Here is an 11,168-nt window from a genome sequence, read left to right on the forward strand (position 1 = left end):
GACGCGACACGACGATGTTGCCGCGCTTGCGGTCCATCTTCAGGATCTGGAACGGCTGCGGGATGTCCATCAGCGGGGTGACGTCGCGGACGGGGCGGATATCGACCTGCGAGCCGGGCAGGAACGCCACGGCGCCGTTCAGGTCGACGGTGAAGCCACCCTTCACGCGGCCGAAGATCACGCCTTCAACGCGGGCCGACTTCGAGAATTCGAGTTCCAGCTTGTCCCAGGCGGCTTCGCGGCGGGCGCGGTCGCGGCTGAGCATCGCTTCGCCGTGCATGTTCTCGACGCGGTCGACATAGACCTCGACTTCGTCACCGACCTTCAGGTCGGCCTTCTGGCCGGGGGCAGCGAATTCGCGGAGGGGCACACGGCCTTCCGACTTCAGACCGACGTCGATGACGGCCATGTCGTTTTCGATCGCGGTGACGGTGCCATGCACGACGCGACCCTCGAAGCTGTCGGCACCGCCGAACATGTCATCGAGCATCGCCGCGAAATCGTCGCGCGTGGGCTGGGGGTTGGTTGCCATAAAAGGGTTAGGTTCCTGATAGTTTTCCGCCTCCGGTCCGGGCGTCGCCCGAAACCTTCGACGATGGCCGCGCCGACCCCATGTCGACGCCACCAAGCCCGAAGATGTGACTGAAACACGGAAAAGCGGCGGTCCGCGCGAATGCGGAAAGGACGCTGGGGCAAGACCCCGCGTCAGCCTCTCCGCGGAACAGGGTCCGCGAGCGCGGGCTCCATAGCGGAAAAGGGGGTTTGGCGCAAGGTGAGGAGATCCTCGCCGGTACGGGGAGGGGGCGCTTTCCGTAAAGGACGTCCTGTGTGGAAGCCCCCCTCCGTCAGCGCTGGCGCGCTGCCACCTCCCCATGCTGGGGAGGATTGGGTTAGCGCGCCTTGGCCGCGACCTGCGCGTCGACGAACTGGATCGCGCGGGCGACCGCCGCGTCGATCGTCAGGCTGGAGGTGTCGAGCGCCGCCGCGTCCGCCGCCTGGGTGAGGGGGGCCGTGGCCCGGCCGCTGTCGCGTTCGTCGCGGGCGCGGATGTCGGCGAGCACCTGCTCGAAGCTGGCGGTCGAGCCGTTCGCGACCAGCTCGTTATGCCGCCGCCGGGCACGGACCTGCGGGCTGGCTTTCACGAACAGCTTGGCGTCGGCGTCGGGCGCAATGACCGTGCCGATATCGCGTCCGTCGAGGATCGCGCCGCCGGGCTGCTGCGCGAAGCGCTTCTGCCGCTGGAGCAGCGCGGCGCGGACCAGCGGATGCGCCGACACGACCGAGGCGAGCTTGCCCGTCTCGTCATCGCGCAAGGCGGGATCGGCGAGCAGGCTGTCGTCGAAGCTGCACGCGGCGACCGCATCGGCTTCCTTCGTAGGGTCGAGGTGCATCTGGCGTACCGTCGCCGCGACCGCGCGGTAGAGCAGACCCGTGTCGAGATGCGGCAGACCATAATGCCTGGCGAGGGCACGGGCGATGGTGCCCTTGCCGCTGGCGGCGGGACCGTCGACGGCGATGATCATGCCATCGCTCCCAGCTTTTCCAGCGTGTCGAAGAAGATGGGGTAGCTGGTCGCCACCGGCGCGGCGTCGTCCAGCGTGATGGGCGCGTGGGCGTTCAGCGCGGCGATGGTCATGCTCATCGCGATCCGGTGGTCGAGCAGCGTGGCGATCGTCGCGCCGCCGGGGATGGGATCGCCGCCGGTGCCGGTCACGGCCATGCCATCCTCGAACTCCTCGCAACGGACGCCGCACGCGTCGAGCGCGTTCGCCATCGCGGCGATCCGGTCGGATTCCTTGACCCGCAATTCCTCCGCGCCGCGCGCGATGGTCGTACCCTTGGCATAAGCCGCCGCGACGAACAGCACGGGATATTCGTCGATCATGCTCGGCGTCAGCTCGGGCGGGACCTCGATCGCTGACAGGGGCGCATGGCGGACGCGCAGGTCGGCGACCGGCTCGCCGCCGACGATGCGCGCGTTCAGTTCGGTGATGTCGGCGCCCATCATCTTGAGCGCGGCGATGATGCCGGTGCGGGTCGGGTTCATGCCGACATTGGTGATCGTCACGTCCGCGCCCGGCACGATCGAGCCCGCGACCAGCCAGAAGGCCGCCGAGGACGGATCGCCGGGAACGACGATATTCTGCGGCTTCAACTCGGCTTCGCCGCGAATCGTGATGATACGGCCTTTGGGAGAGGGGGTGACGGTCAACTCGGCGCCGAAGCCCGCCAGCATCCGCTCACTATGGTCGCGGGTCGCGATCGGCTCGATCACCGTCGTCTCGCCCGGCGTGTTGAGACCGGCAAGCAGGATCGCCGACTTCACCTGCGCCGAGGCGACGGGCAGGGTGTAGCGGATCGGCACCGCCGGGCTGATCCCGCGCACCATCAGGGGCAGGCGGCCGCCGGGCGTATCCTGAAACTGCGCGCCCATCTGCGACAGCGGATCGATGACGCGGCCCATCGGGCGCTTGGATAGCGAGGCGTCGCCGATGAAGGTCGCGGTGATCGGATGGCTGGCGACCAGACCCATCAGCAGGCGCGTCGAGGTGCCCGAATTGCCCATGTCGAGCGCGACCTCCGGCTGGAGCAGTCCGCCGACGCCGACGCCGTGGATCACCCACACCCCGTCATCCTGGCGGACGATGTCCGCGCCCATCGCGCGCATCGCGGCGGCGGTGGCGAGCACGTCCTCGCCCTCCAGCAGCCCCTCGACCCGGCTTTCACCGACCGCGAGCGCGGAGAGCATCAGCGAGCGGTGGCTGATCGATTTGTCGCCCGGAACGGCGATGGTGCCGCGAAGGGCGGCGGCGGCTCGCACGGTGCGAGGCTGGGGAAGGGTGTGCGCCATAGATGGCGCGGGCTTTTGACAGGGGGCTTGCGCTGTGGCAAGGCGCGCCCACTTTTCGCTCCGGCGGAAAACCCAATTCCGAAAGGTATGAACGGCATGATCAAGCCGGAATGGGGCACGAAGCGTACGTGCCCGAAATGCGCGACGCGTTTCTACGACCTCGAAAAGGACGACCCCGTCACCTGCATCAACTGCGGGACGCAGTGGGAGCCCGAGCCCATCCTGAAGTCGAAGCAGCCTCTGCCGTTCGAGCAGAACAAGCCCGAGAACAAGGAAGCCGACAGCGATCTGGCGGGCGGTGACGACGAAGATCTGGACATCACCGGTGAGGACGAAGAGCCCTCGCCCGACGATGAGGTCGATCTGGGTGGCGACGACGATCTGGGCGTGGAAACGTCCAGCGAGGATGACGAACACTAAGAGGTTCGACGGGGTTCGGCAGGGACCTGAAAAAAGTGCTTGCCGAGCCCCGACAGCCCCGCTAGTGGGCTGCCTCCACAGCGGAACGGGGCCGTAGCTCAGCTGGGAGAGCGCTGCAATGGCATTGCAGAGGTCAGGGGTTCGATCCCCCTCGGCTCCACCATTCCGCCGGAATAGCCAGCGTGGCTGGACACGCTGACCGCCAGACCCGATCCCGCCGTGGTCTGTGCCGATCGATGGGGCCGTAGCTCAGCTGGGAGAGCGCTGCAATGGCATTGCAGAGGTCAGGGGTTCGATCCCCCTCGGCTCCACCATCCTTTCAACAATATGATGTTCGATAACCGCCACGGCCATGCCGGAGGGCGGTTTTTGGCGTTCGGACCCATGTCACGGTGGAACTGGTCGTGAGCGCGTTCGCTTGGAGGTCACGGATACGCCATCTCCTCCCATCACCATACCACCCTCCCAGCGAGGGTCGGGGCCCGATTACGATGTCGCGCGTGATCCGCGGCGCCCGGTCAACGGCTCATGCCATTCCTTCCCTGCGAGGGGATCAGTGCGAAATTGGCCTCCCCCCTCTTCTCGTTCCACCCCGACGGAGGCCGGGTTCCCGATGCTGAACGCCTTCCATCGCTTATAAACGCTTACCTAACTGACCCCGGCCCCCGCCGGGGTGGTCCAAAGAGCTTTGTAACGATCCCCTGCAAGGGAAGGTGGCGGGCCAAAGGCCTGACGGGGGGGCACCGCTCATGGGGACGCTTCACTTGCAACCGACGTCGCCCCCTCCACGAGCCGGGGGGACGGCTATGTGAAAGTCGGCAGGATCCACTCACGTCTTATCACGTCGATTCTTGCCCCGCCGGGACAGCGTAGCGTCGGCTGAAGGGATGCGCTGCACCAAAACAAAAGCCCCCGGCTTTGCCGGAGGCCAGAGGGAGTGGGGCAGGGGAGCAGGCGATCAGGCGGCGGCCAGTCGCCGTTGCAGCCGATGGACCGGATTGGCAGGGTCCACGGACCCGGCGGCCAGCTGGAAGCGGGCGACCTCATTGGCCAGCACCTCGGCCTCCTGCGCCAGGCTGCGCGCGGCGGAGGTTGCCTGCTCGACCATGGCGGCATTGCGCTGGGTCACGATGTCCATTTCGGTGACGGCGTTGTTGACCTGTTCCAGTCCGATCGACTGTTGTCCGGCGGAAGCGGCGATGCTCGATACCAGTTCGCTGATCTGCCCGATCCGCTCGATGATCCGCCGCAGCGCGTCGCCCGTCTCGTTGACCAGCGCGACGCCGGCCGCCACCTGATCGGACGAGGCCATGATGCGCGTCTTGACGTCCTTGGCCGCCTCGGCCGAGCGTTGCGCCAGCGCGCGAACCTCGCTCGCCACCACCGCGAAGCCCTTGCCAGCTTCGCCGGCGCGCGCGGCCTCGACCCCGGCGTTCAGCGCCAGGAGATTGGTCTGGAAGGAGATGCCGTCGATGACGGTGATGATCTCGCTGATCTCGGTCGACGCGCGTTCGATCCCGCTCATCGCCTCGACCGCCCGGCGCACGATCGCGCCCGATTCCTCGGCCTCGTTGCGCGCCTCGCCGACGATCCGGTTGGCCTGCGAGGCACCGTCGGCGGTCTGGCGCACGGTCGACGTGATCTCCTGCATGGCGGCGGCAGTCTCCTCCAGCGAGGCGGCCTGCTGCTTGGTGCGGTCCGACAGGTCGTCGGACGCCTGGCGGATGTCGCCCGATCCGCTGCGGATCTGCTGGCCCGAATGGGTGACGACGCCCAGCGTGGCGCACATCTGCGCGCGCATCGCCTCGAAACTGTCCGCCAGCGCCTGATATTCGGCGGGCAGGCCGTCGAGCGTGGCGGTCAGGTCGCCCTTGGCCATGCGGTCGAACACCGCCTCGCACCGTGCGATGACGGCGCTGCGCCCGGCCTGTTCGGCCTCGAAATAGGCGGCGAGCGCGATGTCCATGTCGATCAGCGACGCCTTGACCAGCGCGGTCGCGGCCCGTGCCCGGCGGCGCGCGCCGAACGGCCAGAGCAGACGGCCGAGGATCAGCTTGGGCAGCACATATTCGAGCATCCGCGCATAGCCGCTGATATACCAGGTCGGCGCCAGCCCGATCTTGGCATGGATCTGGCCGATATGGGCCGAGGATGCGGCGTAATCGCGATCGAGCGGGCGCGAGAACAGCTTGCGCCAATGTTCCATCTGCTTGTCGCGGGCATGGTCCATCCGCGCCTGCGACGCGAACAGCCCGCGAATTTGCGATGTGGCGGCGATGTGATGGTACAGGGCGGTGAGTGCGGCGGGCGCATGACGCTCGATCGCGCGCTTGACCATTGGAAACGTGACATAGCTGCGCGGGGTATAGCCGAACGCTGCCAGCCTCTGTTCAAAATCAATCTGCTCTGATCCGCTCACGGCCCGGTCCTCCTTCAGGACGGAGTAAGCCGTTGAGGGTTAATGGCTCGTACAGAACGGGCGACCGGCGAAGATTTTTTGTAATTACCTAAGTTATAATGCGGAACCTTTTGCGATATCGTACCGGATGGAGTCTCTCAGCCCCATCCGGTGATGCGATCACGCCGCCAGGCCGTGGTGGCGCAGCAGTGCGTCGGGTTGCGGCGCACGTCCCCGGAACGCCCGGAAATTCTCCGCCGCCGGCCGGCTCGCCCCGCGTGCCAGCACCTCGTGACGGAAGCGGTCGCCGGCCGCCTGGCCCTCTTCGGCGAACGCGGCAAAGGCGTCCGCCGACAGAAGCTCCGCCCACAAATAGCTGTAATAGCCGGCCGCATAACCGCCCGCGAAAATATGGCTGAAACTGTGCGGGAAGCGGTTCCAGGCGGGCGGATGGATGACGGCCACCTCGGCGCGGACGGCGTTCAGCACGTCCATGACCCGGCTGCCTTGTGCCGGATCATAATCGCGATGGAGCGTCAGGTCGAAGGTCGCGAACTCGATCTGTCGAAGCAGGAACAGCCCCGCCTGGAACCGGCGCGCCGCCAGCATCCTGGCGAACAGCGCCTCGGGCAGGGGCTCCCCCGTCTCGACATGCGCCGACAGGCCGGTCAGCGTGTCGCGATCCCATGCGAAATTCTCCATGAACTGGCTGGGCAACTCGACCGCATCCCATTCCACGCCCGAAATGCCGCCGATCGATGGCAGGTCCACCTCGGTCAGCAGATGATGCAGCACATGGCCGAACTCATGGAGCAGCGTCACCACATCGGAATGGGACAGCAGCGCGGGCGTATCACCCGTCGCGGGCGGAAAGTTGCACACCAGATAGGCGACCGGGCGGTGGAAACGGTCGGCATCGCGGAAACGCGGGCGGCACACATCCATCCACGCGCCGCCGCGCTTGCCGGCGCGGGCGTGGAAATCGCAATAGACGCCCGCGATGACCGTGCCGTCCTTGTCCTGCACGTCATAATAGCGGACATCGGCATTCCACACCGACACACCCTGCCGTTGAACCAGCCGGACGCCGTAAAGGCGTTCGATCAGCGCGATGGTCCCGTCCATGACGCGGGGCAGGGGGAAATAGGCGCGGATCGCCTCGCGATCGACACCGAAACGCGCGCGACGCATATGTTCGGCAACATAGGCCATGTCCCATGGCTCGAGCTTGGCGATGCCGAACGTCTCGCTGGCATAGGCGGTCGCCTCGGCCACTTCACGCTCGGCGAGTGGACGCGCGCGCTTCGCCAGATCGGACAGGAAGGCCAGCGCCTCGTCCGCCGACTGCGCCATCTTGGTCTCGACCGAGCGCGCCGCGGCGTCCGAGAAGCCCAGCAACTGCGCCGCCTCATGGCGCAGCGCCAGTATCTGCTCGATCCGCGCCGAATTGTCATGGCTCGGGTCGGCGGCCTGATCCGACGCGCGGGTGGCATAGGCGCGGGCGACCCGTGCGCGCAGCTCGCGATCGTCAGCCTGGGTCAGGATCGCCTGGACGCTCGGTTCACGCAGTGTAACCAGCCAGCCGTCGAGCTGCTTCTCGGCGGCATAGGTCGCCAGGATCGCCTTGGCATTGTCGGTCAGGCCGGCCAGCAGCGCCTCATCGGTGACATGCTCGCTCCAGGCTTCGGTAGAATCCAGCACGGCGTTGCCGAATTCGGTGGTCAGGCGGTTCAGCTCGACCCCGATTTCGCGGAACCGCGCCTTGGCATCCTCATCCAGCGCGACACCCGAAAGCCGGAAGCCGCGACGGGTCAACTCGACGCTGCGCGCTTCCGCCTCGTCGAGCGGGGCCAGGTCGACGCGATTGAAGGCGGCGAACATCCGCGCATCCTGCCCCGCTTCCATGCCATATTGGGCCAGCATCGCCTGCGCCTCGGCAAAGGCGGCGCGCAACTCGGGCGTATCGGCGACCGAATGAAGGTGGCTGGCGGGCGACCACCCGCGCTCGATCGCAAAACCGGCACGCTCACTGGCCAGCACGACGCTTTCGAAATCGCTCGCATTCGACCCGCCGATCCGGTCGGCGGCGGCGCGCGCGTCGGCGATCAGGGTCTGGACCGCCGGGACGAGATGTTCGGGGCGAACCGCCGCAAAGTCGGGCAGGTCGGTATCGGCCAGAAGGGGATTGGTGGTCATTCGGCGTCCTTGAGCAACATGGTCCGAAGCATCATCTCGGTCGCGTCGACGCTTTCGGCAAGGCCCTGCGCCGCCAGCCAGCGCCGATCGTGGTGACAATCGGCATAGCGCGCGCCGTGATCGCAGATCAGTGTGGCGATCGATCCGGCCCGGCAATCGGCGGTCATCTCCAGCGCCAGCAGCGCGGCGGCGACGAAGTTCGCGCCCGTAGAGGGCCCGACCGCCCGGTCCAGCAGGTCGCTGACCACCCGCATACCCGCGATCGACACCGCATCGGGCAGCTTCATCATCCGATCGACGGTACCGGGCAGGAAGGAGGGCTCGACCCGTGGCCGCCCGACCCCCTCGATCCGCGAGGGCAGGGGGCAGCGCGCCGTGACGTCATCGTCGCGATACCCTTGGAAGAAGGCGCTGTTCTCGACATCGGCGACGCACAGTCGCGTGGGCACGCCGCGATACCGGCAATGGCGTCCGATCGTCGTCGCGGTTCCGCCCGTGCCCGCCCCGACCACGATCCAGTCGGGGACGGCATGCGGCTCGCCCGCCATCTGCGCCAGGATCGCCGAGGCGATATTGTCGCAACGCCAGTCGGTGGCGGGGGCGGCATTGGTGAACTGGTCCAGATAGACGCCGCCCAGCGCATCGGCGAGGTCGCGCGCTTCGTCATACAGGCGATGCGGCTCGACCAGATGGCATTGGCCCCCCTGCGCCTCGATCGCGCGGATCTTGGCCTTGGCCGTGCTGGCCGGCATCACCGCATGGAAGGGCAGGGCCAGCAGGCGCGCGAAATAGGCCTCCGACACCGCCGTCGAGCCGGACGAAGCCTCGACCAAAGGCCGACCCTCGCGGATTACGCCCGCGACGATGCCGCTGGTGAACAGGGAGCGGGCGAGCCGGTGCTTCAGGCTGCCCGTGGGGTGTGCCGACTCGTCCTTCATGTACAGATCGATCGCAGGGGCCGCTGGAAGCGCCAGCGTCAGGAGCGGCGTCTCGGGGCAGCGACGTCGGTCGCGGTCGATCACTGCAAGTGCGGCGGCGATGAAAGCGTGGTCGACCGGACGGTATGCCGACGTGACCCCCAGGGCCTCCACAGCGGATGGTGTGCAGGCGCGCGGCTTCGCGATCGTCAGCATGATGATATCCCTTCTATGCAAAAGGATATGCGATCAGGCATGTCAAATCATACCAAAGTTGGCGCGTGCGGGCATGGTACGCGCAAGGAAATGCGATAATATGGTCCGATGATCGATAAAATTGACATCAGCATCCTGGCGCAGCTTCAGGACGACGCCAATCTGTCGGTCGCGGAGATCGCGGTCCGTGTGAACCTGTCGCAAAATGCGTGCTGGCGCCGCATCCGCAGGCTGGAAGAGGATGGCATCATCCTGAAGCGGGTGGCGTTGCTGGACCCGGAAAAGCTCGATGCCGGCATGACGGTCTTCGTCAGCGTCCGCACCGCCGAGCACAATGCCGCCTGGCTCGATGAATTCGCGCGCGCGGTCAGCGACATGCCCGAGGTGGTCGAATTCTACCGCATGGCGGGCGAGATCGATTATCTGCTCAAGATCCGCGTGGCGGACATCAAGGCCTATGATCGCGTCTATAAGCGGCTGATCGACCGTGTGCGGCTGGTGGACGTCAGCGCGGCTTTTGCCATGGAGGAGATCAAGCACAGCACGGCGATACCGCTGCCATGCCGTTCGCCTAGTTGACCATGCATGCGATTGCATTTCGTGCATGTGTCTTTGCCGAGGTTGCAATTGCAGCAAATCGTGCTGCGGTGCAAAAGGGACGGGCCTTTCAGGCATCCTCTCCTAAAAACTTTTCGGCCGGTCGCAAGACCGGCCTTTTTTTTGGCCGCGATTTCCCCTACGGAAGTCACGCGTCGTCAGCCAAACATAAGACAGAATCGATAATCGGGAGTGGAAGCCGCCGGTAAGACCGGCACCGGCGGACGATCGGGACGGGGGTTGAGCGATACGGGCATCGCTCCCCCCGTTTTTCGTTTCCCAGCGATTCGATCGGGACGAGCGTCGACATCTCGGTCGACGGGCGGCTGAGACGATCCCCGATGGCATCGTCGGATTTGGCATCCTATCTGGCCGGCATTGTCGGGAAGACGGCGTGGCCGCTCGACCCGCATTCCGTCTTTTCCAGGAGCGCCGATGCTGAAGCGCCTGTTTTCCGTTCTCGAACCCTTCATCCTGGCCCTGCTCGGCACGGTGCTGCTGGCGACCTTTCTGCCCGCGCGGGGCGGTTTTGCCGTCGTGGCGGGCTATGTCGCGGATGCGGGTATCATCCTCTTGTTCTTCCTGCATGGCGCAAAGCTGTCGCGCGACGCGATCTGGCAGGGCTTGCGCAACTGGCCATTGCATATCGCTGTCCTGGTGGTGACCTTCGGCTTGTTTCCCATCCTGGGCCTTGGGCTATCGCACCTGCCCGGCGTCGATCCGGCGATGGCGGCGGGCATCCTGTTTCTGACCTTGCTGCCATCGACGGTGCAGTCGTCGATCGCCTTCACGGCGATCGCACGCGGCAACGTCGCGGCGGCGATATGCAGCGCATCCTTCTCCAATCTGCTGGGCATCGTCATGACGCCGGCGCTGGTCGCGCTTCTTATGCAGGGTGATGGACGAAGCGGCATATCGCTGGCGTCGGTAGAGGGCATCGTGCTGCAACTGCTCGTACCGTTCGTGGCGGGGCATTTGCTACGTCCGTGGATCGGGGCCTTTGTCACGCGGCATAAGGGCCTGCTGACGATCGTCGACCGGGGATCGATCCTCCTCGTCGTCTATACCGCTTTCGGCGCGGCGGTGGTCGAGGGGCTGTGGACCCGCATATCGCCCACCGACTTGGCGCGCCTGATGCTGCTATGCCTTTTTTTGCTCGGCATCATCTTGTTGATGACCTTTGTGATCGCGCGGACGATGCGGCTGTCGCGGGCGGATGCGATCGTGCTGCAATTCTGCGGATCGAAAAAGAGCCTGGCCTCGGGCGTGCCGATGGCGGGCGTGCTGTTCCCGGCGGCGCAGGTGGGCGTCATCCTGTTGCCCATCATGCTGTTCCATCAGATCCAGCTGATCGCCTGTGCGATGCTCGCCCGCCACTATGGCGCGGCCGACGACACCGACGACGAGGCAGGGCAGGGATCATAGCGAAGGCGTGTTACGCCGCAGCGCAAGAAAAATGACGAAGCCGTGAAAAAAGCTGTTGACCGCCGACGTGGCCCCGCCTAGAGGGGTTTCACCGCAGCGGTGGTCCACGGGACTGCCGGATGCAGCTACGACAGACTGGCACACTGAG

General features: G+C 66.1%; 9 protein-coding genes and 2 tRNA genes. 5 read left to right on the forward strand and 6 right to left on the reverse strand.

Annotated elements, in window-relative coordinates:
- From ACQKJZ_RS15250 to aroA, 3 genes are all read right to left on the reverse strand, one after another.
- Positions 1-532 (reverse strand): S1 RNA-binding domain-containing protein (locus ACQKJZ_RS15250; RefSeq protein WP_341210904.1); only part of this gene is annotated, 532 nt, incomplete at its 3' end.
- A gap of 358 nt (positions 533-890) precedes the next feature.
- A complete protein-coding gene (gene cmk / locus ACQKJZ_RS15255; RefSeq protein WP_427732048.1) occupies positions 891-1,523 on the reverse strand; it encodes a (d)CMP kinase in 633 nt (210 codons plus the stop codon).
- Positions 1,520-2,851 carry a 3-phosphoshikimate 1-carboxyvinyltransferase gene (aroA, locus tag ACQKJZ_RS15260; RefSeq protein WP_427732050.1) on the reverse strand — a complete coding sequence of 444 codons (1,332 nt, stop codon included), beginning with the start codon at positions 2,849-2,851 and terminating at the stop codon, positions 1,520-1,522. The genes cmk and aroA overlap by 4 nt, the downstream gene beginning before the upstream one ends.
- A 96-nt stretch (positions 2,852-2,947) precedes the next feature.
- Between aroA and ACQKJZ_RS15265 the strand changes: the two genes are divergently transcribed.
- The 3 genes from ACQKJZ_RS15265 to ACQKJZ_RS15275 all read left to right on the forward strand — a co-directional run bounded on the left by ACQKJZ_RS15265 (position 2,948) and on the right by ACQKJZ_RS15275 (position 3,585).
- Positions 2,948-3,271 carry a TIGR02300 family protein gene (locus ACQKJZ_RS15265; protein ID WP_058717749.1) on the forward strand — a complete coding sequence of 108 codons (324 nt, stop codon included), beginning with the start codon at positions 2,948-2,950 and terminating at the stop codon, positions 3,269-3,271.
- Positions 3,272-3,358: 87 nt separating this feature from the next.
- Positions 3,359-3,434 (forward strand) — tRNA-Ala (locus ACQKJZ_RS15270).
- A gap of 75 nt (positions 3,435-3,509) precedes the next feature.
- Positions 3,510-3,585 (forward strand) — tRNA-Ala (locus tag ACQKJZ_RS15275).
- A 644-nt stretch (positions 3,586-4,229) separates the two neighbouring features.
- On the opposite strand, the gene ACQKJZ_RS15280 is transcribed toward ACQKJZ_RS15275, so the two are convergent.
- The 3 genes from ACQKJZ_RS15280 to ACQKJZ_RS15290 form a co-directional block, all read right to left on the reverse strand.
- Complete coding sequence (locus ACQKJZ_RS15280) at positions 4,230-5,690, reverse strand: methyl-accepting chemotaxis protein (RefSeq protein WP_427732052.1); 1,461 nt, start codon at positions 5,688-5,690, stop codon at positions 4,230-4,232.
- A gap of 159 nt (positions 5,691-5,849) precedes the next feature.
- Entirely contained in the window at positions 5,850-7,865 is a 2,016-nt protein-coding gene (locus ACQKJZ_RS15285) for a M3 family metallopeptidase (RefSeq protein ID WP_427732054.1), read from the reverse strand.
- Positions 7,862-8,998, reverse strand: coding sequence for a PLP-dependent cysteine synthase family protein (locus ACQKJZ_RS15290; protein ID WP_427732056.1), 1,137 nt, complete (start codon positions 8,996-8,998; stop codon positions 7,862-7,864). The genes ACQKJZ_RS15285 and ACQKJZ_RS15290 overlap by 4 nt, the downstream gene beginning before the upstream one ends.
- A 108-nt stretch (positions 8,999-9,106) precedes the next feature.
- On the opposite strand from ACQKJZ_RS15290, the gene ACQKJZ_RS15295 reads away from it, so the two are divergent.
- Both ACQKJZ_RS15295 and ACQKJZ_RS15300 read left to right on the forward strand, forming a co-directional pair.
- Positions 9,107-9,577: an Lrp/AsnC family transcriptional regulator gene (locus ACQKJZ_RS15295; protein WP_427732058.1), complete on the forward strand. Its 471-nt coding sequence runs from the start codon at positions 9,107-9,109 to the stop codon at positions 9,575-9,577.
- A gap of 453 nt (positions 9,578-10,030) precedes the next feature.
- Complete coding sequence (locus ACQKJZ_RS15300; RefSeq protein ID WP_427732060.1) at positions 10,031-11,020, forward strand: bile acid:sodium symporter family protein; 990 nt, start codon at positions 10,031-10,033, stop codon at positions 11,018-11,020.
- Positions 11,021-11,168: the final 148 nt, after the last annotated feature.

The organism is Sphingomonas sp. NPDC019816 (assembly GCF_050274375.1).
GTDB lineage: Bacteria > Pseudomonadota > Alphaproteobacteria > Sphingomonadales > Sphingomonadaceae > Sphingomonas.

Excerpts from the sequence above, each read along its gene's own strand:
- ACQKJZ_RS15290 (WP_427732056.1), bottom strand. The coding sequence starts at position 8,998 with ATGCTGACGATCGCGAAGCCGCGCGCCTGCACACCATCCGCTGTGGAG.
- cmk (WP_427732048.1), bottom strand. The coding sequence starts at position 1,523 with ATGATCATCGCCGTCGACGGTCCCGCCGCCAGCGGCAAGGGCACCATC.
- aroA (WP_427732050.1), bottom strand. The coding sequence starts at position 2,851 with ATGGCGCACACCCTTCCCCAGCCTCGCACCGTGCGAGCCGCCGCCGCC.
- ACQKJZ_RS15265 (WP_058717749.1), top strand. The coding sequence starts at position 2,948 with ATGATCAAGCCGGAATGGGGCACGAAGCGTACGTGCCCGAAATGCGCG.
- ACQKJZ_RS15285 (WP_427732054.1), bottom strand. The coding sequence starts at position 7,865 with ATGACCACCAATCCCCTTCTGGCCGATACCGACCTGCCCGACTTTGCG.
- ACQKJZ_RS15300 (WP_427732060.1), top strand. The coding sequence starts at position 10,031 with ATGCTGAAGCGCCTGTTTTCCGTTCTCGAACCCTTCATCCTGGCCCTG.
- ACQKJZ_RS15295 (WP_427732058.1), top strand. The coding sequence starts at position 9,107 with ATGATCGATAAAATTGACATCAGCATCCTGGCGCAGCTTCAGGACGAC.